The organism is Paraburkholderia kururiensis, from assembly GCF_034424375.1.
Lineage (GTDB): Bacteria > Pseudomonadota > Gammaproteobacteria > Burkholderiales > Burkholderiaceae > Paraburkholderia > Paraburkholderia kururiensis_A.
The window spans coordinates 2960364-2985593 of the sequence record NZ_CP139965.1; the positions used below are offsets into that span (position 1 = coordinate 2960364).

Sequence of the window (25230 nt, forward strand, 5' to 3'; positions counted from 1 at the left end):
ATACTTGACTTGATTCGACGCGAGGTCGAGCAGGCGTGAAGCGCCGCGGCCAAAAAAAATGGCCGTAAATCGCTTGATTAATTCATCGACACAGATTCGAGTCGATATTGGAAATAGCCGCTAAAACGACGTTAATGGCATTCAACCGGGGACGCATTCCGATGCGCAGGCAGACCCCTCTCCCCTCGCGCGACCAACAGGCCCGGCGAGCTTGACAGGCGGTTCTCCCAGCGCAATGCAGCAGGCAAACATGGCCCGCTCCACTTGATGCAACCCATGGCTAGAAGGATATGGCAAGCCCAATGTCGAATTCCGTCACGCTCGTGATGGATTCCGCCAAGTTGCTGCATGCGCACATAACGCCGATTCAATTACCTATCGGCATGGCATAGAGAAAATGGAATGCTGGATCGAGAAAAGGCGAAGGGAATGCGGCGAGTCGGGCAATACGCGGACTGAGCGCCGCGCCTAATACGTTGCCATCACGCGTTACCATCACGCCGCCGTCAGGCAGCGTTTCCGCTTTTGCCGGATGGCGCACCGGCGTCCGGGGTGGCGCCGCCATCGGCAGGCGCCGCGGGTGGGCCGTCGTGCGCGGGGTCGTGCGACGGCTCATGTGCCGCGTCGTGCATCGCATCGTCCGTCGCCGCGCGCATGCCATAGGCGTTCATGAGCCGGTACAGCGTGATGCGCGACACGCCGAGCGCTTCGGCCGCTTCGCCCACGCGGTTGCGCCGCCGCAGCAGCGCGGCTTCGATAGCGCGTTTTTCCGCGGCCTCGCGCACCTGGGCAAGCGTCATCGGTCCTTCGTCGGCGGGGCGAAGCTCAAGATCGTGAGCCGAAATGAGCCGGTGCTCCGCCAGCACGATGGCACGCCGCACGCGATTGATGAGCTCGCGCACGTTGCCCGGCCAGCAGTACGTGCGCATCGCTTCGATGGCGTCCGGCGTGAAGCCGCGAATGCGTCGCGTGCTGTCCGAGCGGAACCTGGCGAGCATGTGGTTCGCGAGCAGTTCGATGTCGGCGCCGCGCTCGCGCAGCGGCGGCTCGTCGATACGCAGCACGCACAGGCGATGGAACAGGTCCTCGCGAAAACGCCCTTCGCGCACGGCATCTTCGAGATTCACGTGCGTGGCCGAAATGACGCGCACGTTCACCGGCACGGACTGCAGGCCGCCCAGCCGCTCAATCTTGCCCTCCTGGAGAAAGCGCAGCAGACTCGCTTGCGCCTCGATGGGCATGTCGCCGATTTCGTCGAGAAAAAGCGTGCCGCCTTCGGCCGCTTCCACGCGCCCGGTCCTGCGCTGCGTCGCTCCCGTGAATGCGCCCGCCTCATAGCCGAAGAGTTCGGCCTGCAGCAGGTGATGCGGAATGGCTCCGCAATTCAGCGCCACGAAGGGCGCGCCGCGTCGCGGCGAATGTTCGTGAATGGCGCGCGCCGTGAGTTCCTTCCCCGTGCCCGACTCGCCCGAAATGAACACGGGCGCATGGCTCGTCGCGATCTTGCGGATGGCGCGAAAGAGCTGCCGCATCGCATCGCATTCGCCGATCATCGCGTCGTGGCTCGTTCCCTCGGCGATCTGCACCTCGGCGCCGAGCGCGCCCATGCCGAGCGCATGCCCCAGCCGTTCGGCGAAGCGGTCCCACGGAATGGGCAGCGTGACGTAGTCGAAGCAATATTGGCTGATGAGACGGCGCACCGTGGGGTCCGCGAGCTGGCGGCTCTTCGCCGTGGCCACCCAACCGAGCGGCGAGGTCTTCAGGCAGGCTTCCAGTTCCGAAAGATCGCGCGGCGCGAAGCCGGAGAGGTCGATGAAACCTGCGGTGCTCACGCCGCACGCCACCGCTTTCTCCGCGCGAGCCGGCGTACGCGCGGCGACCACTTCCCAGCCGGCCTCGCGCAGGTGGGCCGTCAACGACTCGTCGTGCTGACGGGCCACGTAGACGAGCCGCCGCACGTGGCCGTCCGCAGGCCCGCTGTGAGCCTGCGTGTGCGCGCCGGCGCCGGCCGCGTCTACGGCGTGCGTTTCGGGCGTATCGGCTTTCCCTTTGGGCACCTTCTGCACGTTCTTGTCCGATGAAAATGGTGTCGCTGGATGCGCTGCGGCCTGCCATTCATCATAGGCGCCCGCGCGGCACAGCCAAAATTCTCGCAGCGTGCAGTTTGGCGGGTTTGCGCGGCGGGCTGTATCGGGGGTGGCCGCAATCGATGTAGGACTTGTGGGCCCGGCGTAGGGATTTTCCGATGCTGCGACGCGCGCCCTCAGCGGGTCGTGTTCTGGAAGGCGCGGTTTTGCGACGTCAATGGGTTGCCGTCGCCGGTTGCTGCGGCGTCGAGCGGAAGCTGGACTTCGATGCGCGTGCCCTTGCCCGGCGACGTCTCGATGCGCAGCGTGCCGCCCACCAGATACGCTCGCTCGCGCAGCCCCACCAGACCGAACGAACCAGGCTTGCGCGCGCTGGCCGAGTCGAAGCCGGCGCCGTCGTCGCGAATGGTGAGGGCAAGCGTGCCGTCGCGATGACGCAGATCCACTTCGGCGTGCGAGGCCTGGGCGTGCCGCGCGATGTTCGTGAGCGACTCCTGAACGATGCGAAACACGGCCGTTGCATAGGGTTCGGCAAGCGTGAGCCCGGAAGGCTCGATATGCAATATGCAACCAATCCGGTAACGCTTTTCGAAGTTCTCCACGAGCCATTGCGTGGCGGCGGCAAACCCGAGGTCGTCGAGCATCAACGGACGCAGGTCTGCCGCAATGCGCCGCGTGGAGCCCACGGCCTCAGTGAGCAAACCATGCATGCCTGCAATCTTGCGCGCGAGATCGGCGTCGTCTTGAGGCACACGCTCGATGAGCCATTCCAGATCGATTCGCAAGGTGGCAAGCGTCTGCGCGAGTTCGTCATGGAGTTCGCGCGCAATACGCCGCTGCTCCGCTTCGCGCGCCGACGCGCTGATGACCGACATCTCGCGCAACTCTTCGCGCGAGGCGGCGAGATCACGCTGCGCGCGCTGGCGCTCTTCCACCTCGCGCCGCAGTTCTTCGTTGGATGTGCTGAGCTCCGCGGTGCGCGCCGCGACGCGCTGTTCGAGCCGCTCGTTGGCTTCGTTCAGTTCGTCGGTCTTCTCCTGGACGAGGCGATGCTTGAAGCGCTCGCCTTCCAGGGCCCGTACCGTTTTCGCATACAGCTTGCCGTTCTCGAACAGCAGCGCGAACAGCACGACCGTGGACGCGAGAAAGCCATACACGCGCCCCGCGTAGAAGCCCAGATCGAAGCGGCCGTGATTGAGTATCGCGGACACCGCGATATCGCATAACCACGCAACGAGCACGACCATCACGCAAAGATCGAGCACCGAGCGCGGCGTGCGACGCCACACGGCCACGAGCGCCGCAACGTTCAGCGCCCACACCGTGCCCACCACGACGAAGATGCTCGACGCCATGGCCGAGCCGCGCATGATGCGCGGCAGCGCGTCGTGTCCGCCGGTCGCAAGGAATATGAAGGCAGCCGCGGCAACCACGACGCCGACGACACACAACACAACGGGTATCGCGGCACCGCGCACGGACGCGGGCCGCGGCTCCCGCTCGCCGCGGTCCGATGCGTAGCCCATCACCGCAACGGGAAACGCGCCATGCCAGAACATATAGAGCCACGCCGTGGTCTGGTCGCGCGCGCCGAGCAGCCCTGACGGCGCGAACAGCCCGGGAAAGCTCAGCATGTGCGCGCCGGCGATCAGGCTGGAAAACAGGTAGCCGCCCGCAAGCAGCAACAACGAGCGCGAACGGAGAATCGAGAACTGGCTCAGCAGTAGCCAGGCCGTGACCAGGTCCGTGACGATGACCGCGGTTTCGTAGACGGGAATGAAGGCCCAGACCGCAGGCAACTGCACGCGCGCGAACGGCGCAAGCGCGGCCAGCATCGCCACCGAGGCCGACATCATGACCGCCGCGAGCCGGCGCTGGCGCCGGTCGGGCGGCAGCGTCGACAGGAACAGATGCGATACGTCCGTGAGCACCCTCAATGCGCCTCCCCCGACGAGCTAAGTCCGATCGCGTGCAATGGTCCGCCTGCCGCGCGTGAACCGGTAACGTTTTTATTGTCCCACATGGGGAACGTGCCGTAATCACCGGGTTTTTAAGGGTTTTCGCGGGCCGTTTTAGTGGGCTGTCCTGGCGGCAAACGCAGCGCGCCCATGGCCGCGCGAATTTCGGGCGCAGCCATGACGTCCCGCGCGAGGTCGACCGTCATGGACGTAAAGGTGTGCCGCGCGGCGCTGCCGCCATAAGGCGCGCCCAATATTTCGTCGTCGATGCGGCCGAGCGCCTCGTCGTACCAGCGGGCGCCGCTCCGTTCGCAATGGCGGCGTGCCTCGCCGATCACCGCAAGCGCTTCGCCATCGCGTGCTTCATGCAGGAGCGCGCGGGCGAGCTGCCCCGAGAGCATGGGCAGCGGCGCGAGAAAGTTCGTGGCCCGCAACGCGGCGATCGCGACCGCGAGTCGCGCCGTGGCTTCGGGCCCGGGCTGCGTGAGCGTGGCGAGCCAGGCGTCGTAGCAGGCGCAGCAGGTGCTCCAGATCGTGAGACCGAAACGCGTGGACAGTCGCTGCAATACGTCGATGCCTTGCCTCGCTGCAGCGTTGTCGGCGTTGAGGAGCGCAAGCGGCACCGCTGCTTCCACAAGCACATAGCACGTCACGATCTCGTAGTCCGCCCGTAGCGCGGCGTGAAAGCTCCGGGCAGCCAGTTCGCAGGCCTCGTGCTGTTCGCCTTGTGCCCATCGCACGCGAGCGAGCGTGGCCCGCGCAGCGGTGCTGTGGTCAACGCGAGAGCCCGTCGTGTGCCAGCGTGCGAGAGGCGCGTCGTATTGCTCGATCATCTGCTCCAGCAACGTGCGGGCGCGCGGCTGATTGCCCGCATAGTGTTCCGCGATGCCTTCCACGCGTGCCGCCAGCACGCCGTGAATCGCCTCGCCGGTTTCGCGGGCCTGCTCGCCGAAACGACGCGCGAGAACGAGCGCTTCGCGCGCGCGTCCGCCGTATTGATGCCAGTTCCACACGCCCCAACGCGCGCGCAACGCGTGCCCCGTGTCGCCCGTTTTCAGCGCGTGATCGAGAACACGCGACCATGCCTCGCGTGTTTCTTCCAGCGGACCATCCGTATAGACGGCTGCTGCCGCGAGACCGCCCACCAGCCGGATATGCGTTTCGGTATCGACGGGCAGCGTGGCCCCTTCCGTTCGTGCGAGGCAACGCAAGGCCGCGCGAGCGCGATCGCAGCACTCCTCCACCAGCGAAAGCTCATACAGCCAGGGCACCGTGATGGCCGCGAGTTCGATTCCGACCACGGCGTCTCCCGCGCCTTCGAGCGTCCAGTCGAGTGCCGCGCGCACGTTGCCGAGCTCGCGCATGAAGTGCACGAGCCATTCCTCGATGGGCTGCTGCTTCCATTGCGTCTGCAATTCGCGTAGCAGCGTCACGACGAGCGACGCATGCGCGTCCGCCGCTCGCGCGCGTTCGCCCTCGTCGTCGAGCTGCTGCTGCGCGTAGGCCCGCGTGGTCTCGAGTAACCGATAGCGATAGCCCGCGCCCTCGGGTTCCGTGGCGAGCAACGAGCGCGCGGCGAGCCCGCCGAGCGCATCGAGCGTGGCGATGGCGGTGAGGCCCGCGTATTCGCCCACGGCGCGGGCGGCGTCGAAGGAGAAGCTGCCCACCAGCGTACCGAGCCAACGCAACAGCTTCTGTTCGTCCCGGCCGAGCAGACGGTAGCTCCAGTCGAGCGTGGCCTGCAGCGTCTGATGGCGCGGCAGCGCCGTGCGGCGACCGCCGGTGAGAATGCTGAAGCGGTCGTCGAGATTCGCCGCGAGCTGACCGAGCCCCAGCACCGCCGCGCGCGACGCCGCCAGTTCGAGCGCGAGCGGAATGCCGTCGAGCCGGCGGCACACGTCCGCGGTGAGCCGAACGACGGTTTCGTCGAGCAGGAAGTGTGCGCCGTCGGCCTGAGCTCGCATGAGGAAGAGCTGCACCGCGGGGGTGTCGAGCACTTCGCCGGTGCCGCCAGCCGCCGACGGCAACGCAAGCGGCGGCACATGGTGGACCGTTTCGTCCGGCACGCGCAGCGCTTCGCGGCTCGTGGCGAGCACGCGGACGCCGCTGCCGGCCGCTACCAGCGCCTCGGCGATGGCCGCGGCGATGTCGAGTATCTGCTCGCAGTTGTCGAGCACGACCAGCGCCTCGCGATTGCGCCATTCGCCCGCCAGTTGCGCCAACGCGGCGGGCCCTGCCGACAGCCGGCTGCCCATGGCGACCGCGAGCGCGTCGAGCGCGGAGCGCCAGCCGTGCGCGGCCGAAAGCGGCACGAACACCGCACCGTCCGCGAATTCGTGCTGCAGGTAATGCGCGAGTTCGACGGCAAGACGCGTCTTGCCGATGCCGCCCGTCCCCACGAGCGTCACGATGCGACGCGTGCGCAAGGCGTCCGCGATGCCGGCCAGCGCTTCATGCCGGCCGATCAGTTCCGGCATGCGTGCAGGCAGCGGCTGACGCGGTCTCGGCCTGGCATCGGAGGAAGTCGGCTCTTGAGCGCTCTCGGGAAACGACGGCTGCGCATGCTGTTCGTGCGCGGGTTGCAGCGCGTCGGCGGGGCGCTGTACGGCCGCACGCTGTACGGCGGCATTCGACGCGCCTTGCTTAGGCCTGCCTTGCTTCGACACGCCCGGCCCCGGAAGGCCCGGCAGCACGCCGTCCATGATCAGCCGATAGCCTCGCCCAGGCACAGTGCGGATGCGATCGCGTTCGCGGCCGAATACGCGCCGCAGCGCGCAGATGTGCACTTCCAGGTTGTTCTTTTCGACGACCGTGGTGGGCCAGACGCGGCGAATGATCTCGTCTTTCGCGACGACTTCGCCCTGCGCCGCAATGAGCAGCACGAGGATGTCGAAGGCCCGGCTGCCCGCGCGAACCTTGCGTCCGTCGACGCGCACTTCGCGGCGGTCGAGCAAGATTTCGAGTTGCCCGATCTTGATCGTCTTCATGAGAAGGAGGGGTGTTGAAAACCATGACGCTGGCGATCAACGGCTACCCATGCTCACACGCTTCGATACCGCGTCGATTGGCAACGGCGGCGAGGAGACGGCGGCGCTTGCCGCCGCCTTCACGACGTTGCCCGACGAACGGCGGGACATCGGAGTGTACAACGACAAAAGGGCAACACAAGGTACGCGGCACATGCAGGGCCGCGTTCGGGCGGCATGGGCGCCACGTGGGCACCGTCGGCGCCGTTGGAGCGGCAGTGCGCTCGCGACGAAAGAAATGACAGGAGGGGATGGCAAGTACCGGCCGACATGCTTCCTCGATGTGCGAGGCTGCGCCGGAAGAGGAACGACGCGAGGGCAACGCACAAGGCGTTGCCCCTCGATCACGCAGCGTTATTCGCGCGCCGCTGCGCGAGATGATGCCGCCCAGCACGTTGCTCGCCACCGCGCAGCGCTTTCACTACGACTACGTCGCGTTCCTCCTTATCGCACGCTGCAACGTCAAGGCGGAGAGGATCCTGGCATGGCGAGCGGACCAGGAACACTCCGCGATAACGGCGTACAGAGAGATGGCCTCCGCGTTCTCTTTACAGCAGCAGCGCGCGGGCGAGGACCGTATCGCGTCGATCAGGGCAACGCTTCTTCAGAGCGGTCGTTGAAGGTCTGAAACTGCGCCCGGTATTTCTCCTCGCCCTGTTGCGCGGCGAAGCGAAGCGGATGCACGCGCTTGACGAGCACTTCGCGCACGTCGGGCTGCGTTTCGAGAATCGCCATGACTTCGTCGATGAATTCGGCGAGCGGCATGGCGTTCGGGTCCGTTGCCTGATGTGCGCCCAGCAGTTCGGTTTGCACATAGGGCGGCACGATCTCGACCACATCCACCGACGTATTGCGCAACTGATAACGTAGCGCATCGCTGAACGCATGAATGGCCGCTTTCGTCGCGCAATAGGTGGCCGTGGGCGCAAGCGTGAGAAACGCCAGCCCCGACGACACGAACATCACCGTGGAGCGCGCCTGCTTCTTCAGATGCGGCAGCAAGGCCGCCGTCAGACGGATGGGCGCGAGCAGATTGGTCGTGATGGTGGACTCGGCCACCGCGAGATCGACGGGCTCCTTGCGCCAGTCCTCCAGCGCCATGATGCCCGCGTTGTTGAGCACCGCATTGAGCGTGGGATGGTCGTGCACGAGCTTCGCGGCGAAACGCTCGATGGCGCCCGCATCCGTTACGTCGAGCACCGCTGTTTCCATGCCGGGATTCGCTTCGGCCACGGCTCGCAATGCGGCCTCGCGCCGGCCCGCGATGATGACCTTGTTGCCGAGACGGTGGAACGCTTCGGCCAGCGCGCGGCCAATGCCCGAGCCGCCGCCCGTGATCAGAATCGTATTTCCGGTGACGTTCATCGTGTCCTCCTGGGGTTGACGTAGCGGAGCATAATTCCGTCAGTCTCTTTCCGGAAGTAGGCACTTTTATGGCCGATACGAACACGACGGTAAGTAATGACGTGGCCGCTGCGGCGACCGCTGCAACGCCCACGCAGGCACCCGCTGCATCCGGCAGGCGAGTCGTATTTCAATCGCCGCACGGCGCGTCGTCGACTCCCGAAATCGACGACATGGTCATGCAGGCCATTGCGCGCATTGCCGACAAGTGGACCATGTGCGTGCTGGAAGTACTCGCACAGAACGGCGTGCTGCGTTTTACGCGCATCGGCGAACTGGTGGGCGGCATCAGCCAGCGCATGCTGACGAAGACGTTGCGGCAACTGGAGGACGACGGCTTCGTGACGCGCACCGTTTATCCCGAAGTGCCGCCGCGCGTGGAGTATCAATTGACCGAACTCGGCTCGAGCCTGTGCGCCGCGTTTTGCAGCGTGTGGTTGTGGGCCGAAGCGCATTGCAGCGAGCTGCGTTCCATCAAGGCGTCGCGCCGTCCGACGCGGGCAGCGAAGGACGGCGCGTAGGCGCTGATGAAGAGCCCGCGTTCGTGGTCACGTCAGACCTGTTGCTGGCCGCCGTCCACGAACAGTTCGGCGCCATTCACGAAGCTCGAATCGTCCGAGGCGAGGAACAGCGCGGCGCTCGCGATTTCATCCGGCTCGCCGAGTCGCCCCATCGGAATCAGCGTAGCGAGATAGTCGAGCAGCCCTTGCTGCTGCGCGGCGTCCGGACCGGCGAGGTCGGCGAGGCCCGGCGTGCGCGTGGCGCCCGGGCTGATGGTATTGACGCGGATACCGCGGTCCTTGAGATCGAGAATCCAGCTGCGTGCGAAGGCACGCACGGCTGCTTTCGAAGCGGAATAGACGCTGAACGCGGCGGTTCCTGCACTGCCCGCCGTCGAACCCGTCAGGATCACTGACGATCCTTTGCCGAGCAACGGCAAAGCCTTTTGCACCGTAAACAACGTGCCCTTGACGTTGCGATCGAACGTGTCGTCGAAGTGCTCTTCGGTGATGCTGCCGAGCGGCAGCATCGAGCCGCCACCTGCGTTTGCGAACAGCACGTCGAGACGGCCCTTCTCTTCGCGAATCTGCGCGTAGAGGCGGTCGAGTTCGGCCAGCTTCGTCGAATCCACGCGCACGCCCGTCGCGCCCGCGCCGATCGATTTCACTGCCGCCTCCAGCTCCGCCTCGCGGCGGCCCGTGATATAGACGTGTGCACCTTCCGCGGCGAAGCGGCGGGCCGTGGCCAGCCCGATGCCGCTGGTTGCGCCGGTAACGAGTGCGATCTTGCCTTCCAGTTTGCGTGCCATGACGTTTCTCCTTCGTTCGTTCAATGAGTGGATGAGGGACTGCGATTCGGTGTTCGTGCTGCGATGTGAGGAGAATATCGACGGCCTCTTCTTTTCGAAATAGAATTAATCGAAAACCAACGTTGCAAAAATGAAATGATGAAACTGCCCGATTTCGAAGGACTCGCGATGTTCGCCAAGGTGGCGGAAGAAGGTTCGTTTGCCGCGGCGGCCCGCGCGATGGGCGTCTCGATCGCCACCGTTTCGCGCGGCGTGGCGCGGCTGGAAGACCGTCTGGGCGCGCGGCTCTTCAACCGCACGTCGCGCCAGCTCGCCCTGACGGAGTTCGGGCGCGCCGTCTGCGAGAAGGCGAGCGACATTTACCGCCAGGCGGAGGAAGCGGAAAGCGCAGCGCGTGAGATGTCGGTGCAGCCGCGCGGGCTCGTTCGCCTTGCCGTGCCGATGTCGTTCGGCTTGCGCTGGGTCGCGCCGCTGCTGCCGGGCTTCTTTCGCGCGTATCCGGAGGTGGCGATCGACCTGCATCTCTCCGATGCATCCGTCGATCTGGTGGCCGACGGTTTCGATGCGGCGCTGCGCATCGCGGCGTTGCCCGATTCGTCGCTGGTGGCGCGCAAGCTGTGCACGGTGAAGCAATTCGTCGTGGCGTCGCCCGCCTATCTGAAACGCGAGGGCCGGCCCACGCATCCACGCGAACTGGCGGGCCGCGCCTGCCTCTCGTACGCGTACCGCGCGCGCAGCGACGTGTGGCGCTTCACGAACGACGCAGGCGACGAGGAACCGGTGACGCCGGCGGGTCCGCTGCGCGTAACCAATGCCGACGCGCTGCTTCCCACTGTGCTCGACGGCCTCGCCATTGCCGAGTTGCCGGAGTTCATCGCGGCAGCGTACCTGGCCGACGGCAGCCTCGAAGCCATCCTCACAGACTGGTCGCTGACAACGGGCGGTCTCTATTTCGTCACGCCGTCGGCGCGTGCGCGGCCCGCGAAGGTGAGGGTCTTATCGGACTATTTCGCAGCGCACCTTTCCGAGCCTTCGTGGCAGTGGCCGAAGTAACGCGACGACGTGGCAGGAGAACGTACCGCTCCTGCTCCTTATTCGACCGCTGCAAGCAACGACCGTCTCCTGGAAGTGTTGGATTCCGGGCTGCCTGCGACGAGCTGTCGTCCGTGACGCGTGACGGTGGGCTGCTTGGTGACCCCTATCTGGGTCAGCACGGCTGATGCTGAACTCGAGTCGCTTGAGCATCTTCCACGCTTTTGATATGGATGACGAAATAACGGGCCAGCTTCCGCGTTATCCGAAATTCCCGTGGAAATGCGGCCTCCATTTCGAGGCCTTCTTTTTTCGATTTAGTCGATCAGCCCTGGATCTCAGAACTCAGCGAATCGGTTGTGCAGACGACGCCATGGTGAACGAAGTCTGATTACTCATGCGAAGGCAATTGCAGGACAAATACTACTAATCGTATGGAGTTTTGAGGAAATATTCTTGCGCGCTGCCCTCACGTTTTCAAAGGAAACGTCGTAAACACTGACAGAGTAGAAGAGGCGCGAGCCACCGGACTCGCGCTCATTTCCCACAAGGAGTGTGTCGGTGATGAAGCTGTCTTTTTCGCAGAAGTTATGGATGCCGCTTTTGGCCAGCCTTGTCTGTCTCGCCACGCTGGCCGTGACGGATGCATGGCGAACACGCGCGATTCGTCTGGACGAGAGAAAGACCGATCTCGTGCATGCGACCCAGGCCGCGCTGAGCGTCGTCAAAACCTTCGCCGCGCAGGCGGCCGCAGGCAAGATCACCGAAGACGAAGCGAAGAAACGGGCACTCGACGTCATACGCGATATCCGCTACGGCGATTCGGGCTACTTCACGATTCTCGACTCGCAGCCTGTCGTGCTGATGCATCCGTTCAGGCCTGAATTGCAGGGCCGCAATATGGGCTCGTTCACAGACCCGAACGGCGTGCCGCTCTATCGTGACGTGATCGAGCAGATCAAACGCGACGGACACGGCTTCACGTCCTACTCGTTTTCCAAACCCAACGTGACAGGGGTCTATCCGAAGCTCTCCTATAACGACAGCTATCGTCCGTGGGATTGGGTGTTCATGACGGGCGTCTATATCGACGACATCGATGCAGCCTTCCGCTCCGCGCTCTATCAAAGCATCGGTCTGCTGGCGCTCGCGGCGGCGTTTCTGAGCGTGATCGTCGTGGTCATCAATCGCGGCATTCTGCGCACGCTGGGCGGCGAACCCGCGTATGCCGCCGAGATCGCCGGGCACATCGCCAACAACGACCTCGCGCTCGAGGTGCGGACCGCACCGGGCGACACCAGCAGCCTGCTCTATTCGATGAAGCGCATGCAGGACCAGTTGGCCGGCACGATCCGCTCGATCAAGGTTTCGACGGATTCGATCGCGACCGCCACGAGCGAGATTGCAGCCGGCAATCAGGACCTTTCGCAGCGCACCGAGGAACAGGCGGCAGCACTGCAGGAGACGGCCGCGAGCATGGAACAGCTGACGGCGACCGTCAACCAGAACGCTGAGAACGCACGCCAGGCGAGCCAGGTGACGGCCCAGGCGATGGACGTCGCCGAGCGCGGCAGCCATATCGTGAGCCAGGTGATCGACACGATGAACGGCATCCACGCGAGTTCGGACCGGATTGCGGACATCGTGGGCATGATCGAGGGCATCGCCTTTCAGACCAACATACTGGCGTTGAATGCCGCGGTGGAAGCTGCGCGCGCCGGTGAACAGGGGCGCGGCTTTGCGGTGGTGGCGGCCGAGGTGCGTTCGCTCGCGCAGCGTTCTTCGTCGGCTTCGAAAGAGATCAAGGAGTTGATTCAGGAGTCGGTGGACCGTGTGCGAGACGGTACGCAGTTCGTCGACTCCGCGGGCGCGACGATGAAAGAGATGACACAGTCCGTACGCCGCGTGACGGACATCATGGGCGAGATCGCTGCGGCATCGGTGGAACAAAGCAAGGGGATCGGTCAGGTTAACCAGGCGATCTCGCAGATGGACTCGGTCACCCAGCAAAACGCCGCGCTCGTCGAACAGGCGGCAGCGGCCGCATCGTCCCTCGAATCGCAAGCAGGCGAGTTGCAAACGGCCGTTGCGATCTTCCGCGTGCAATAACGCACGCCGTTCACGTTCAGGCGGCCGCCGTAACGGCGAGCCGCTTCGACAAGCTTGCTTCCGACCGCGCCGGTTAATCCCGACTGCTCCCTCCTCACGCTGTTGGCATCCATATTCGCCCGTGTTATCTGCACATCGCTTGCAAGCTGCGAGAGCGTGAACGCGCGTCGCCCGACGTTGGGCGATTGCGGCAACGCTGATGCGACGATCACGGAAGCGGCGGCGATGAAGGTGACGATGGCGGCCGACCCTGCTGCCAGTGGCCTCAGGGCGGTCGCAAAGTGCAGCAGCTCCGAAGCAGATTCCTGCTGAGCCGCTACGAGGTATGAGTGGTGAAGTTGAAGTGGCGTGGAAGGCGCGTTTAAACCGTCTCTTGCAGACGCTTTACCAACGCACGCAGGTTCTGCGTGCTGTCGGTCAACACCTCGGCCTCGACGGTGGCCTGCATCGCGATCAGTTCCTTGAGGCTGCGCATGTCCTGACCACGGTTCACCGTGACGGCACCCGTGAGCGTGTCGCCGTGCAGGCCACACAGCACGAACGCGGGATCGTCGAGTGTGCCGCGCACGAGCCACGTCGGCGCCTGCATGTCGCCCGCGAACTGGATGTTCATGCCGTATTGGTCGGTCCAGAACCACGGCACGCCAACCGGTGCGGTCGTGTGCCCGAGCATGGCGCTCGCCGCCGTCTCGGCCTCACGGTTCGCGTTCTCCCACGTTTCGCGTCGCACGTGCCGTCCTTCCGAGGTGTTCCACTGGCACGCGCAGTCTCCCGCGGCGAATACGTCCCCATCCGACGTGCGGCAGTTCGCATCGACCACGATCCCGCTACTCACGGCGAGGCCGGCATCGCGCGCCAGTTCCACGTTGGGCTCCGCACCCACTCCGTAGACCACCGTTTCCGCGCGGACTTCCGTGCCGTCGTCGAGCACGAGTACGAACGAATCGACGTCGCGCCGCGCGTCGACGAGGCGGCAGCCCGTGCGCACTTCGACCCCGCGTTGCCGATGCGCGTTTTCAAGATACCGGCGCAGAACCGCGGGTGCGTTGCGCGCCATGACCTCGTCGGCCTGCTCGATCACGGTCGCGGCCACACCGAGTTCGACCGCGCTGGACGCCACTTCGAGTCCGATCACCCCACCGCCTACAATCGCCACGCGCCGCGTACTGCGCAGCGAAGCTGCGAGCGCGCGGGCTTCGTCGACCGTGCGCAACGTATGCACGCCGGCGCCGAGGCTGTCGAGCAGCGGCAGCCGGCGCGCCCGCGCGCCCGTTGCCAGCAGCAGCTTGTCGTAGGCAACCCGTCTGCCGTCGGCCAGCGTCAACGTGCGCGTGCACACGTCGAGCATCTGTACCGCCGAGCCCGTCATCAGCTCGATTGCGGCTTCTCGCTCAAAGCCGCGTGGAAGGATGCCGGGCTGCATCTCTTCAGGATTCCACAAAACCTGCTTCGAGAGCGGAGGCCGCTCATAGGGCAAATGAGGTTCGTCGCCGATCAGGATGATGCGGCCGTCGAAGCGCTGCCGACGCAGTTCCATGGCAGCTCGGGCACCGGCCTGCCCTGCGCCGACGATAACGAAAGTGGGCTGATTCATGATGTTTTCGTACGCAACACTCACAACGCGAGGCCGCCCGCGACATGACGAATGCCGCGAATGCCAAGCCCTGCGTCGGCGTTGATCGTCACGCCGCTCAACGTGCGGTTGTTCGCACGCGAAGCGAGCAGTACGAACGGCCCCGTGAAGTCGTCGGGACTCGGGAAGAACTGCAACGGCAGGATGCTCGCGATGTCTTCAGGGGTACGCGAATCCATGATGCGTATGCGGTCTTGTCCGAGCGATGCCGGCCCGCGCAGATCGCTCGCCATCCCGCACGGCGCCACGCCATTGACGCGCACCTTCGGCGCGAGTTCATAGGCAAGCTGCCGGATCAAACCGACCGCCGCATGCTTGCTCGCGGTATAGAGCGGCCCGCCGCCACCTGGATAGAACGATGCATTCGAGAGCGTGAAGATCATGCTGCCGCATGATGCGATGAGCGCGTCCGCAGCGGCCTTCGCACCCAGCAGATAACCCTTCACGTTGATCGAGAAGAGTTCGTCGAAGCCCTCGGCAAGGCGCTCTGGAGAAAGGCTGATCAGCGATGCGGCATGGTCCCAGATCGCGGCGTTGCCAACGAACGTGTCGAGCTTGCCGAAGCGCGCCGTCACCGCCGTCACAGCGCGCTCGTTGTCGGCGTAACGCGTCACGTCCCCCTGCACGGCAACAATTTTTTCGCCGAAGCGTGCCTGCAGTGCCGCAACCTTTTCGGCCGAGCGCTCCAGCACGCCCACGTGCGCGCCCTCGTCGAGAAAGCGCTCCACGAGCGCAAGCCCGAGGCCGGAGCCACCGCCCGTGATGAGCGCCACCTCTTCCTTCAGCCAGCTCATGCTTCGGCCTCCGCCACTTCGACGTAGATCGTGCCGTCTTCCACCGTTACCGGATAAGTGGCGAGCGGCTCCGTTGCAGGCTGGCAGAGCGCCGTGCCGGTCTTCAGACAGAAGCGTGCGGCATGCAGCGGGCACTCCACGGTGCCGTCGTCCTCGACATATCCCTCGGACATCGAAGCATTGCCGTGGCTACAGCGGTCTGTCGTCGCATAGAACACGCCCTGCACGTTGAAGACGGCGATCGCCTCGGACGGCCCGTCAATCTTTACGGCTTCGCCTTCGGCCAGCGTGCCGACCGGGCAAACGGTAATACGGCTCATGATCAGAAAATCACACTGAGGTTATGGGACGTCAACACCACCTGGTCGAGCACGATCTCGCGGCGGCACAGCAGCCAGCCGTGCGCGGTGTCGGCGCGACGCACGCAATCGCGACGCATGCCGACATAGAACGCTTCGTCGCGCTCCTTTTGCGAGCGGTACAGCAGGTAGTTCACGCGCACGTCGAATTCGTCCGGGTTCGCGGTCGATTCGATCTGCACGTTCGAGACCAGATGGCGCGTGCGCGACGGCGGCTCTTCCGCCCACGCCATGCCGGTTTCGAGACGCGCGACGCGTCGCTCCAGCTGAAACTTCGTGTCGTTGAAAATCCACGTGGTGGGCGGCTGCACGCCTTTGCGACGATCGCGCGTCTGCGCGTTGACGACCGTACGCATCACGTAGCCGATGTCTTCGGCCAGCAGGTCCAACCATTCGCGAAATTTCCAGTCGTCGAGCAGTGCGGCTTCGCGATACAGAAACTGCGAAATCTCGTGATGCAACTCCAGAGAAACCGCGGCGGACTGCGGTGCGTCCATCACGTTCATTTCAGCACCTCCTGCTTGTACGCGCTCGTGCGCTCGTCGACCTCGTCCCAGCTTTCCGACATCAACAGGTCGGCCCAGCGCCGGTACATGCCGCGCGCGGCTGTTTCCGAGAAGATGTAGTTCGTTATGCCAGGTACACCGTCTTCGCGCACGCGCTCGCCGTTGAGTCCCATCTCCAGACAGAGCCGCGTCTTTTTCGCGCGATGGCCGCGCAATACCTTCTGCACCTCGGCCCAGTTCTCCGAGTCGTCCTGTTCGAGAAAGCCGGCAGGACCGAACGCGCGCGTGGCGCTGCGCTCGAACGCGACCTTCACGTCGTCGGGCGCGTTCCTGTCGGCAATACAGAACGCCCAGACTTCCACCTGGTGCGGTCCGCGCGGATGCCACACACGCAACGTCGCCGTGCCGTTGAGCCACGACAGCGTGGGGAACATGTTGTTGTGGCCGGCAAGACGCAGTGCGCGCACCTTGCCCAGCCTCGCCTCGGCTTCGGGATACGTGTCGCGGAAGTATTGCGACACCTCGCCGTCCACCCACACGTTCGCGTCGGGTTTTTCGGTAAAGAAGAAGCCGCTGCCGTGACCGTCTTCGCCGTATTGCACGGCGTCCTTCGCGGTCTCCCAGACAGGGCGCGCGGTCTGGCCCGAGCCGAGCGCCTTGTTCGCGTCGCCGCTCTTCGCGCCGAGCACCTCGACCGCTGACGCGTGCGAAAACAACGCGTGGTACTGGTCGCTTGCAAACTGCTCGGCCGGAAATTTCCAGTTGCAGTCGATCACCCACTTCTGCACGCCGCCGATGATTTCCGTGCCGCCCTCGCGACGGTCGAGCACGCCGTCGAGATACCACGCGATATCGCCCATGTACGTGCGCAGGTCGGGCGCCGTGGCGTCCCAGTTGCCGAACACAAGGCCCTTGTAGGTCTCCACGCGCGTCACTTCGAGCAAGCCCCACTTCTCCTTGCACAAGCCCTGCGGGTACGCGCGCGGTTCGAGCGGCACTTCGATCAGCGCGCCATCCACGCCATACGACCAGCCGTGGTACGGACACGTGAATGCCCGCGTGTTACCGCTGTCGGCATGGCTCGCGCGCATCGAGCGATGACGGCATTGGTTGAGGAATGCCTTGATCGAGCCGTCCTTTTGCCGCACGACGACGATCGGGTCCTCGCCCATGTAGGTGTTGAAGAAATCGCCGGCCTTGGGAATCTGGCTTTCGTGCGCAAGAAACAGCCAGCAGCGGCCGAAAATGCGCTCCATTTCCAGTTCGTAAATCGCGGGGTCGGTGTAGATTGCCGACGTCACGCGTCCGTTTCTGGCGTCCACGAGCGCGTCGACGTTGATATTGGTGGTGGTCATCCGTGTCTCCTCCGTGGCATTACCCATTCCATATCGGTAAGCACGCGGTGCATGATCGTTGTTCGCGCCTGCGCTGTGAAATACTTTGTTTGTAGGTTGTGAGACTTATCAGCGATCATTCGACCAATGGAACTCCGACACCTGCGTTACTTCATCGCCGTCGCGGACGAACTCAACTTCACGCGCGCCGCCCTTCGTCTGAATACGGCCCAGCCTTCGCTCAGCCAGCAGATTCGCGATCTCGAAGAGGAAGTAGGCACGCCGCTCTTCGTGCGCTCGAAGCGCAAGGTCGAATTGACTGAGGCCGGGAAGGCTTTTCTGGAAGAGGCGCGGCTCGCGCTCGCGCAGGTGGAGCACGCTATCGCGCGTGCGCGTCATGTGGGCGAGCAGCGTGCGCTCACGGTGACCATTGGCTTCGTGCCGGCCGCTGAAATACGGATTTTCCCGGCCGTGTTGCCGAAATTGCGGCTGCAGTTTCCCGAATTGAACGTCGAGCTACGCAGCCTGCCGACCATGGAGCAGGAAGACGCGCTGCTGCGCGGCGACATCGACATCGCGTTCATGCGCCGTCCCGTTCGCACGGCGGCACTACAGACAGAAGTGGTGCTCACGGAATCGCTCGTCGTGTTGATGCCGGCGAACCATCCGCTCGCGGCACATGCATGCATCACGCCGAAGATGCTCGATGGCCTGCCCTTCATTCGCACCGACCCCGCGTATGCGGGTCAGCTCTACGACATCGTGCAAAGCTACTTCGAGATGCACGGAATACACCCCGACGTGGTGCAGATTGCGACGAACATTCTGCTCAACCTGAACCTCGTGGGTATGGGGCTGGGTGTTGCACTGCTGCCCGAGTACGTCATGGCGCTCACAGGTGAATCGCTGTGCTGTCGTCCGCTCGCAGAGCCCGCTCCGTCGATCGATCTGTTGATGGTCTCGCGCCCAGGACCGCACTCGCCGCACATCGAGGCCCTGATCGGGCTGATGCGGCGAGCGTCGTTTCGTCCGGGCGCGTAAAGCGCTCTTTAACCGGCGTTAGTCCCGCAAAAACTCCAGCACCATGTGATTGAACTTGTTCGCATGTTCCCACTGAGCCCAGTGACCGCAGCGGTTGAAGATGTGCATCTCGGCATTCGGCATGCCCCACAGCAAACGCAGGCCGATATCGAACGGCACGAAGCGGTCGTCGCGGCCCCAGATGATCAGTGCATGGGCCTTGATTTCCGCGAGGCGCGGGCCGTAGTCGCTGAACTGCTTAGGCTGTGCCGCAAGACTCTTGACCCAGTTTTCCAGATGATCGCGGCGCGCCAGCATGTTCTCCACGCGCAGTTGCAGCAACTCGTCGGTCAACGCGCTCGCGTCGTAGACGAAGACGTTCATCATGCGTTTCACGTTCTCGAGCGTCGGCTCGCGGTAGACGTGATTCAGCAGCTTGATGCCCTCCGTGGGCATCGGCACGAACTGGCTCGGGCCACCCGTGCCTCCGCCCATCAAGACGAGCTTGCCCACACGCTCCGGATTGGCGAGTGCGAAAGCCGTGGCACTATGGCCGCCCATCGAATTGCCCACCACGTGCGCGCGTTCGATACCGATTTGGTCCAGCACGAGTTTGACGATGCGTCCGTTGAAGTCCGAACGCGAGCCACTGGTATTCAGGAATGCGTCGCTTTTTCCCCAGCCGGGCATGTCGATCAGCAGCACGCGATAGCCCGCGGCGGCGAACGCATCGATGTTGCGGTGGAAGTTTGCCCAGCCGGTGGCCCCCGGCCCGGACCCATGGAGCATCACGACGGCCCGGCCTGAGGCGGGGCCTACATCGTTGTAGTGGACGTTGAACTCGACTTCGCCGTCGCGAACCTTCGCGAACCGGCTGGAAGAGGCTTCGGTAGAGGCGGATGCATTGGCACTCATGTGCGGATCCTTTGCGTGAATGTGCTTTTCGTGCTGCGGTGAAAGGACATAAGCGGCGCAGCGGATTAACCGCGCGCCGCCTACGTTCCTGCTCGTTGTTATGCCTGCGCGGCTTCCCGCTTCTTCAGCAGGTCGAGCGCGACGTCGACGATCATGTCTTCCTGGCCACCCACCATGCGCCGCTTGCCCAGTTCGACCAGGATGTCCACGGTCTTGAGGCCGTACTTGTTCGCCGCGACTTCCGAATGGCGCAGGAAGCTCGAATACACGCCGGCATAACCGAGCGCCAGTGTCTCGCGGTCCACGCGCACCGGGCGATCCTGCAACGGGCGCACGATGTCGTCGGCGGCATCCATCAGCGTGTAGAGATCGGTGCCGTGGTTCCAGCCCATGCGCTCGGCCGCGGCAATAAAGACTTCGAGTGGGGCGTTGCCGGCGCCCGCGCCCATGCCGGCGAGCGATGCATCGATGCGATCGCAGCCCTCCTCCACGGCGACGATGGAGTTCGCCACGCCGAGACTGAGGTTGTGATGCGCATGGATGCCGGTTTCGGTTTCGGGCTTGAGCACGCCCTTGACTGCGCGGAAGCGGTCGCGCACGTCGCTCATGTTCAACGCACCTCCCGAGTCCACCACGTAGATGCACGTTGCGCCATAGCTCTCCATCTTCTTCGCCTCCTGCGCGAGATTTTCGGGCGAGGTCATGTGGCTCATCATCAGGAAGCCGACGGTGTCCATCCCGAGCTCGCGCGCGTATTCGATGTGCTGTTTCGAGATGTCGGCCTCGGTGCAATGCGTGGCCACGCGTACCACGCGCGCGCCGGCCTCGTAGGCGGCCTTGAGGTCGTGCAACGTACCGATGCCCGGCAACAGCAACGTCGCGATCTTCGCGTGCTGGATGACGTCGGCCACGGCCTCGATCCATTCCAGATCGCTATGCGCGCCGAAGCCGTAGTTGAAGCTGGACCCTTGCAAGCCGTCGCCGTGCGCCACCTCGATGGAATCGATCTTCGCCTTGTCCAGCGCGCGCGCAATGTCCTGTACGTTCCGGATCGAGTATTGATGACGAATCGCGTGGCTGCCGTCGCGCAGCGTTACGTCGGAGATATAGAGTTTCTTGCCCATGTTCGCGTGTTCCTCGCCTCTTATTCAGCCACGTCAGCGGCCACGGCAGCACGTGCCATGCGCTCCGCAGTAGCGAGCGCGGCTGAGGTCATGATGTCCAGATTGCCCGCATACGAGGGGAGATAGTGCGCTGCGCCTTCCACCTCGATGAAGATGGACGTCTTCAGGCCGCTGAATTTGCCGTGGCCCGGAATGTTGAGCGGCGCGCTCTCGGGAATCACGTCGAACTGCACCTTCTGCTTGAGGCGATAGCCGGGCACATACGCGTTCACGGCCTTCGCCATCTCTTCGACCGAGTCTTCGATGCGCGCCGGGTCCACAGCTTCCGAAAGGACGTAGACGGTGTCGCGCATCATCACGGGCGGTTCGGCCGGGTTCAGCACGATGATCGCCTTGCCGCGCGCCGCGCGCCCTACCACCTCGATCGCCGTCGAGGTTGTTTCGGTGAACTCGTCGATGTTGGCACGTGTGCCGGGCCCGGCCGACCGGCTGCTGATCGAAGCGACGATTTCCGCGTAATGCACGTGCGCCACCCGCGATACGGCCGCGACCATCGGGATGGTGGCCTGACCGCCGCAAGTGACCATGTTCACGTTCTTTGCATCGAGATGCGCGTCGAGGTTGACCACGGGCACGCAGTACGGGCCGATCGCAGCAGGCGTGAGGTCGATCACGCGGATGTCCGGCTTGTGTTGACGCAGAAACGCGTCGTTCTTCACGTGAGCACCTGCCGAGGTGGCATCGAATACGAAGTCGATGTCGTTGAACACGGGCAGATTGACGAGGCCCTGCACTCCCTCGTGAGTCGTCGCGACACCCAGACGCGCGGCACGTGCGAGACCGTCCGAGTTGGGGTCGATGCCGACCATCGCGCCCATTTCCAGATGCTTGCCGTGGCGCATGATCTTGATCATGAGGTCGGTGCCGATGTTGCCCGAACCGATGATCGCCGCTTTGAGTTTGGCGGAAGCCATGTCGAATTCCTTGACTGAATGAATGTGTCGCGCGCGGCGTTATGCGAAGCTCGCGCGTACGCTGCCGAGCCCTTCGATGTGCGCGGTGTAGGTACCAGGCTGAGTCACGGCAACCATCGGGCCTAGCGCGCCCGTGAGCACGACGTCGCCCGCACGCAGCGGCGTGCCGAGTTGCGCCATGCGGTCCGCGAGCCAGACGGCCGCGTTGAGCGGATTGCCGAGGCACGCGCCTCCATTGCCACGCGACAGCACTTCGCCTTCCCGCTCGAGCGTCATACCGGCTGCAACGAGATCGATGTCGGCAAGCGCAACGGGACGGCTACCCAGCACGAACAGCGCGCTCGACGCGTTGTCGGCCACGGTGTCCACAAAACGGATGTCCCAGTTGCGAATGCGGCTGTCCACCACTTCGATGGCGGCGAGCGCGTAAGCGGTCGCGTCGATGACGTCGGCGAACGTGTGCTTGCCGGCCGTGAGATCGCGTTCGAGCACGAGTGCGATTTCCGCCTCTACCTTCGGCTGGATCAGGCTGGCGAGCGGCATCGGCTGGCTGTCGCCGTAGGCCATGCTCGCGAACAGCGTGCCGAAATCCGGCTGGTCCACGCCAAGCTGCTTTTGCACCGCGAGCGAAGTCAGCCCGATCTTCCGCCCGACGATGCGCTCGCCCGCGGCTACGCGCGCATCGACGTTAGCCTGTTGCACGGCGTAGGCGCTCGCCATGTCGTCGAGCGCGATCTCGCCGCGCACGGGGTCCACGACTTCACGCGCGCGCGCTGCTTCCCGCAAACGCGCGGCAAGCGCTCTTATGGCGTCATCATTCAGCATTCCTGATGCTCCTTTCCTGACCGTTCAATGCGACGGCTGCGCGTGCATCACGGCGAAGCCTGCGATCCATTCGGGAATCGCGCGGTAGAAATCGATATGTGCGTCGTATGGCCCGCTTGCGGCCAGGGCGCCGAACGCGGCGACCCAGGTGCGAATCTCATGCGCCGAACGGCCGCCGTCACGCGTAATGGCGCTGTCGGTCATACCGTCCACAGCCAGTAAGTCGTCCTTGAGACGCGCGAGGAAGGCCTGGTCCCACTCGGGGTTCAGCGCACGCATGTTGGGCGCGTCGCCGGCGGTGAATGCGCGGGCCGCGGCCACGGTGCGTTGCTGGCGCTGCGCGCGCGCCTCGGGCGTCGGGTTGCGGCCCGAGATCAGACGCTGCGCCACTTCATCGTTCGCGCCTGCGAGTTCGGGCACCGGCGGCTCATGCGAAATGCCGCCGGAACCGACCAGCAGCACGCGCTTGCCGGTGCGTGCCGCAAAGCGGCCCACTGCCTGGCCAAGGAGACGCGAGCGACGCAGCGTGGCCATCGGAGGCGCAACCGAGTTGATGAACACGGGGATCGATGGGTAACGATCGAGTCCGCCCGTCAGCACTTCAAGCGCCTGCGCGCAGCCGTGGTCCACTTCCATGCGGTAGGACAAGGCCACGTCCACATCGTCGGCAAGCACGCTTTCGGCCATCTGTCGCGCGACATCGGATGGCACATCGAGCGTACCGGCGAGGCTCTTGAAATCGCCGACGGCAGTCGCCGCCGCACCGATGCAGAACGGCGGCATCAGGTCGTAGAAGAACCCGTTGTAGTGGTCCGGCGCAAAAACGATCACGAGTTCAGGATCGAACCGGCGCACGCGTTCGCGGGCGGCGGCCACGACCTGCTCCACTTCGGCCACGACCTCAGGCGCGGGGTCGTAGTAGCCGTGCAGCGGGGTATGGGACAAACATTCGAGGTGAATCGGCATTACAGGGCTCCAACCGTTTCGCAGACGGCAGCGCGTTGTTTCGGTACGGAGGGCGCGGTGCGCAAATCGAGCTTGCGGGCCAGTTCGACAATCGCGGCCGACACTTCATGTGGCCCACACAGGCCTGCAACGAAGCGGTCTGGGCGCAACAGCACGACCGATGCCGGCTGCGCGCCGAACCAGTCCTTGAGGCGCCCCTGTACATCGCCGAGTGCCGTCACGCCGGGTGGCACGTCATTTGTATAGGTCATCTGAACATCGGGTTTCGCGAACACGAAGCGGCCGCCGAGGCGCTCCCAGATCTGGCGCGCTTCGTCGCTCAATCCGAAGGTGGGATCGGCGCCCCATGCGAGCACCGTGAAGCCGTTGCCGATGGCGTCGTCCAGTCGCACGACTTCGTCGGCCGGCGTACGCACATACGGCTGGATAAACATCCGACCAACCGGCGACTTCTCGAGCGGATCGCGACCGTAGGCAAGGCGCCCGATCAGCGACGCGCGATTCTGCGACATCAGATTGAGCAAGCGGCCAAGCGGACCGTCGCCCGCCCGCTCAAGGCGACGCGCGAGCCAACCGCCTGTCTGCTTCGGCTCGGGTAACAACACCACGCCGCGCTCGTAGCGTGGCATCGGCTTGAAACGCATCTCCACGAAATAGCGCTTCACGGCGGGGAAAAGCGACGCGCTTCTGATCAGCGCCGCGCGCATTGCCTTGCCGAGCGCCGAGGTGGGCGCAACGATGTCGCCGGCCACTTCGGAAAGGTGGATCATCGACCGGGCATGGGCGCGGCGCTCGACGGTGTAGCTGTCCAGCAGGCCGGGACCCGCAATGCCCTTCACCACCATCGCGAGCTTCCAGCCGAGGTTGCTCGCATCGCGCATGCCGCTGTTGTAGCCTTGCCCCTGCCACACCGGCATGATGTGAGCTGCGTCGCCGGCGAGCAGAATGCGCCCGACGCGAAACGTGCTCGCAAGACGCGCGTTGTGCGTGTACACACGTTTGCGGATGTAGTCGACCTTGTCCGGTTCCGCGACGAGCTTGCGCATCAGCTTCGCGAGGTTTTCGGGCTTCGAGAGTTCCTCTTCGGTTTCGTCGGGCATCACCATGAACTCGAAGCGGCGGATGCCGTGCGGCAGTGCGGCCGACACATAAGGTCGCTCGTTATCGCAAACCAGATAGACATGAGGTGTGCCCACCGGGTCGTTCCTCACATCGACCACGATCCACTGATTCGGCTTGGTACGCCCCTCGAATGGCAGGTCGAGACCGCGGCGCACGCTGCTCCCGCCGCCGTCGCAGCCCACCATGTAGGCCGCGCAAATCGTGCGCCTCGCTCCGTTCGAATCTTCCGCTTCGATCGTCACGCCCTGCTCGTTCTGGATGAACGACACGACGCTATGCCCGAACAGCACGTCGACGTGCGGGAAGCGCTTCAACCCGTCGTAGAGCACGCGATCGGCGAGCGGCTGCAGGAAGGCGTTGCGGCGCGACCAGCCGAACTCGTCAGTGCGTGGCTCGATCGAGGCAAAGCAGTGGCCGTCGCCGGTGGTAAAGCGCATCCAGTGGTCCGGCGTGATGTGAGGCAGCAAGGTTGCGGCGAGACCGATCGACTGAAACACACGAAATGCTTCGTCATCCAGACCAATTGCGCGCGGATAGTCGATGATCTGATCGAGCTTCTCGATCACGATCACGCTAACGCCCTGCTGCCCAAGAAGGTTGGCGATCGTGAGGCCAACCGGCCCGGCGCCGATGATCGCGACGTCGGCCGCGAGCGCGTCCGTGCGCGCTCCGTTGACTGGGGACATGTCTCTCTCCTGTGTCGACGCGGCATATCAGGGACACATGGGATGGG

At 64.4% G+C, this 25230-nt stretch carries 21 protein-coding genes; 5 read left to right on the top strand and 16 right to left on the bottom strand.

The features are described from left to right. Window positions 1-506: 506 nt before the first annotated feature. The 3 genes from U0042_RS13140 to U0042_RS13150 all read right to left on the bottom strand — a co-directional run bounded on the left by U0042_RS13140 (window position 507) and on the right by U0042_RS13150 (window position 7032). Window positions 507-2057, bottom strand: coding sequence for a sigma-54 dependent transcriptional regulator (locus U0042_RS13140; RefSeq protein WP_232833386.1), 1551 nt, complete (start codon window positions 2055-2057; stop codon window positions 507-509). A 206-nt stretch (window positions 2058-2263) separates the two neighbouring features. Then, the gene (locus tag U0042_RS13145) at window positions 2264-4024 is read right to left on the bottom strand and encodes an MASE4 domain-containing protein (protein ID WP_114811146.1); all 1761 of its coding nucleotides are present in this window, start codon (window positions 4022-4024) and stop codon (window positions 2264-2266) included. 113 nt (window positions 4025-4137) lie between these two features. Continuing rightward, complete coding sequence (locus tag U0042_RS13150) at window positions 4138-7032, bottom strand: winged helix-turn-helix domain-containing protein (RefSeq protein ID WP_114811147.1); 2895 nt, start codon at window positions 7030-7032, stop codon at window positions 4138-4140. A gap of 290 nt (window positions 7033-7322) precedes the next feature. Between U0042_RS13150 and U0042_RS13155 the strand changes: the two genes are divergently transcribed. Beyond that, a complete protein-coding gene (locus U0042_RS13155) occupies window positions 7323-7691 on the top strand; it encodes a hypothetical protein (RefSeq protein WP_157977823.1) in 369 nt (122 codons plus the stop codon). Here the strand turns inward: U0042_RS13155 and U0042_RS13160 are convergent. Further along, window positions 7660-8436, bottom strand: coding sequence for an SDR family oxidoreductase (locus tag U0042_RS13160; RefSeq protein WP_114811149.1), 777 nt, complete (start codon window positions 8434-8436; stop codon window positions 7660-7662). The two genes, U0042_RS13155 and U0042_RS13160, sit on opposite strands and share 32 nt — an antisense overlap. A 68-nt stretch (window positions 8437-8504) precedes the next feature. On the opposite strand from U0042_RS13160, the gene U0042_RS13165 reads away from it, so the two are divergent. Continuing rightward, entirely contained in the window at window positions 8505-8996 is a 492-nt protein-coding gene (locus U0042_RS13165; RefSeq protein ID WP_269814043.1) for a winged helix-turn-helix transcriptional regulator, read from the top strand. A gap of 32 nt (window positions 8997-9028) precedes the next feature. Here the strand turns inward: U0042_RS13165 and U0042_RS13170 are convergent, their stop codons facing one another. After that, a complete protein-coding gene (locus U0042_RS13170; RefSeq protein WP_114811150.1) occupies window positions 9029-9784 on the bottom strand; it encodes an SDR family NAD(P)-dependent oxidoreductase in 756 nt (251 codons plus the stop codon). Between the two features lie 135 nt (window positions 9785-9919). Between U0042_RS13170 and U0042_RS13175 the strand changes: the two genes are divergently transcribed. Next, window positions 9920-10837 (top strand): LysR family transcriptional regulator, encoded by a 918-nt coding sequence (locus U0042_RS13175; RefSeq protein WP_114811151.1) that lies wholly within the window; start codon window positions 9920-9922, stop codon window positions 10835-10837. Between the two features lie 543 nt (window positions 10838-11380). Next, the gene (locus U0042_RS13180) at window positions 11381-12925 is read left to right on the top strand and encodes a methyl-accepting chemotaxis protein (protein WP_114811152.1); all 1545 of its coding nucleotides are present in this window, start codon (window positions 11381-11383) and stop codon (window positions 12923-12925) included. A gap of 361 nt (window positions 12926-13286) precedes the next feature. Here the strand turns inward: U0042_RS13180 and hcaD are convergent, their stop codons facing one another. From hcaD to hcaE, 5 genes are read right to left on the bottom strand one after another with little or no spacing between them, the layout of a single operon-like run. Further along, window positions 13287-14519, bottom strand: coding sequence for a 3-phenylpropionate/cinnamic acid dioxygenase ferredoxin--NAD(+) reductase subunit (gene hcaD / locus U0042_RS13185; protein WP_114811153.1), 1233 nt, complete (start codon window positions 14517-14519; stop codon window positions 13287-13289). Between the two features lie 20 nt (window positions 14520-14539). Continuing rightward, on the bottom strand, window positions 14540-15352 hold the full coding sequence (gene hcaB, locus U0042_RS13190) for a 3-phenylpropionate-dihydrodiol/cinnamic acid-dihydrodiol dehydrogenase (protein WP_114811154.1): 813 nt from the start codon (window positions 15350-15352) through the stop codon (window positions 14540-14542). Next, window positions 15349-15672: a 3-phenylpropionate/cinnamic acid dioxygenase ferredoxin subunit gene (hcaC, locus tag U0042_RS13195; protein WP_114811155.1), complete on the bottom strand. Its 324-nt coding sequence runs from the start codon at window positions 15670-15672 to the stop codon at window positions 15349-15351. The genes hcaB and hcaC overlap by 4 nt, the downstream gene beginning before the upstream one ends. A gap of 2 nt (window positions 15673-15674) precedes the next feature. After that, a complete protein-coding gene (gene hcaF, locus U0042_RS13200; RefSeq protein ID WP_198665309.1) occupies window positions 15675-16217 on the bottom strand; it encodes a 3-phenylpropionate/cinnamic acid dioxygenase subunit beta in 543 nt (180 codons plus the stop codon). Further along, on the bottom strand, window positions 16214-17572 hold the full coding sequence (hcaE, locus tag U0042_RS13205; protein WP_114811156.1) for a 3-phenylpropionate/cinnamic acid dioxygenase subunit alpha: 1359 nt from the start codon (window positions 17570-17572) through the stop codon (window positions 16214-16216). Before hcaE ends, hcaF begins: the two co-directional genes overlap by 4 nt. Window positions 17573-17698: 126 nt before the next feature. Here hcaE and hcaR point away from each other — a divergent pair, with 126 nt between their 5' ends. Further along, on the top strand, window positions 17699-18592 hold the full coding sequence (gene hcaR, locus U0042_RS13210; protein ID WP_114811157.1) for a DNA-binding transcriptional regulator HcaR: 894 nt from the start codon (window positions 17699-17701) through the stop codon (window positions 18590-18592). An 18-nt stretch (window positions 18593-18610) separates the two neighbouring features. Here the strand turns inward: hcaR and U0042_RS13215 are convergent, their stop codons facing one another. The 6 genes from U0042_RS13215 to U0042_RS13240 form a co-directional block, all read right to left on the bottom strand. Continuing rightward, a complete protein-coding gene (locus tag U0042_RS13215; RefSeq protein ID WP_114811158.1) occupies window positions 18611-19486 on the bottom strand; it encodes an alpha/beta fold hydrolase in 876 nt (291 codons plus the stop codon). 98 nt (window positions 19487-19584) lie between these two features. Next, complete coding sequence (dmpG, locus tag U0042_RS13220) at window positions 19585-20610, bottom strand: 4-hydroxy-2-oxovalerate aldolase (RefSeq protein ID WP_114811159.1); 1026 nt, start codon at window positions 20608-20610, stop codon at window positions 19585-19587. A 20-nt stretch (window positions 20611-20630) separates the two neighbouring features. Then, complete coding sequence (locus U0042_RS13225) at window positions 20631-21584, bottom strand: acetaldehyde dehydrogenase (acetylating) (RefSeq protein ID WP_114811160.1); 954 nt, start codon at window positions 21582-21584, stop codon at window positions 20631-20633. A 39-nt stretch (window positions 21585-21623) separates the two neighbouring features. Next, the gene (gene mhpD, locus U0042_RS13230) at window positions 21624-22409 is read right to left on the bottom strand and encodes a 2-keto-4-pentenoate hydratase (protein ID WP_114811161.1); all 786 of its coding nucleotides are present in this window, start codon (window positions 22407-22409) and stop codon (window positions 21624-21626) included. 24 nt (window positions 22410-22433) lie between these two features. After that, window positions 22434-23375, bottom strand: a complete 942-nt coding sequence (locus U0042_RS13235) for a 3-carboxyethylcatechol 2,3-dioxygenase (RefSeq protein WP_114811162.1) — start codon at window positions 23373-23375, stop codon at window positions 22434-22436. Further along, complete coding sequence (locus tag U0042_RS13240; RefSeq protein WP_114811163.1) at window positions 23375-25183, bottom strand: bifunctional 3-(3-hydroxy-phenyl)propionate/3-hydroxycinnamic acid hydroxylase; 1809 nt, start codon at window positions 25181-25183, stop codon at window positions 23375-23377. Before U0042_RS13240 ends, U0042_RS13235 begins: the two co-directional genes overlap by 1 nt. Between the last annotated feature and the right edge of the window lie 47 nt (window positions 25184-25230).

What these genes read in the sequence shown, in the direction of transcription:
- U0042_RS13150 (WP_114811147.1), bottom strand. Translation starts at nt 7,032, where the DNA reads ATGAAGACGATCAAGATCGGGCAACTCGAAATCTTGCTCGACCGCCGC.
- U0042_RS13155 (WP_157977823.1), top strand. Translation starts at nt 7,323, where the DNA reads ATGGCAAGTACCGGCCGACATGCTTCCTCGATGTGCGAGGCTGCGCCG.
- U0042_RS13160 (WP_114811149.1), bottom strand. Translation starts at nt 8,436, where the DNA reads ATGAACGTCACCGGAAATACGATTCTGATCACGGGCGGCGGCTCGGGC.
- U0042_RS13165 (WP_269814043.1), top strand. Translation starts at nt 8,505, where the DNA reads ATGGCCGATACGAACACGACGGTAAGTAATGACGTGGCCGCTGCGGCG.
- U0042_RS13170 (WP_114811150.1), bottom strand. Translation starts at nt 9,784, where the DNA reads ATGGCACGCAAACTGGAAGGCAAGATCGCACTCGTTACCGGCGCAACC.
- U0042_RS13175 (WP_114811151.1), top strand. Translation starts at nt 9,920, where the DNA reads ATGATGAAACTGCCCGATTTCGAAGGACTCGCGATGTTCGCCAAGGTG.
- U0042_RS13180 (WP_114811152.1), top strand. Translation starts at nt 11,381, where the DNA reads ATGAAGCTGTCTTTTTCGCAGAAGTTATGGATGCCGCTTTTGGCCAGC.
- hcaD (WP_114811153.1), bottom strand. Translation starts at nt 14,519, where the DNA reads ATGAATCAGCCCACTTTCGTTATCGTCGGCGCAGGGCAGGCCGGTGCC.
- hcaB (WP_114811154.1), bottom strand. Translation starts at nt 15,352, where the DNA reads ATGAGCTGGCTGAAGGAAGAGGTGGCGCTCATCACGGGCGGTGGCTCC.
- hcaC (WP_114811155.1), bottom strand. Translation starts at nt 15,672, where the DNA reads ATGAGCCGTATTACCGTTTGCCCGGTCGGCACGCTGGCCGAAGGCGAA.
- hcaF (WP_198665309.1), bottom strand. Translation starts at nt 16,217, where the DNA reads ATGAACGTGATGGACGCACCGCAGTCCGCCGCGGTTTCTCTGGAGTTG.
- hcaE (WP_114811156.1), bottom strand. Translation starts at nt 17,572, where the DNA reads ATGACCACCACCAATATCAACGTCGACGCGCTCGTGGACGCCAGAAAC.
- hcaR (WP_114811157.1), top strand. Translation starts at nt 17,699, where the DNA reads ATGGAACTCCGACACCTGCGTTACTTCATCGCCGTCGCGGACGAACTC.
- U0042_RS13215 (WP_114811158.1), bottom strand. Translation starts at nt 19,486, where the DNA reads ATGAGTGCCAATGCATCCGCCTCTACCGAAGCCTCTTCCAGCCGGTTC.
- dmpG (WP_114811159.1), bottom strand. Translation starts at nt 20,610, where the DNA reads ATGGGCAAGAAACTCTATATCTCCGACGTAACGCTGCGCGACGGCAGC.
- U0042_RS13225 (WP_114811160.1), bottom strand. Translation starts at nt 21,584, where the DNA reads ATGGCTTCCGCCAAACTCAAAGCGGCGATCATCGGTTCGGGCAACATC.
- mhpD (WP_114811161.1), bottom strand. Translation starts at nt 22,409, where the DNA reads ATGCTGAATGATGACGCCATAAGAGCGCTTGCCGCGCGTTTGCGGGAA.
- U0042_RS13235 (WP_114811162.1), bottom strand. Translation starts at nt 23,375, where the DNA reads ATGCCGATTCACCTCGAATGTTTGTCCCATACCCCGCTGCACGGCTAC.
- U0042_RS13240 (WP_114811163.1), bottom strand. Translation starts at nt 25,183, where the DNA reads ATGTCCCCAGTCAACGGAGCGCGCACGGACGCGCTCGCGGCCGACGTC.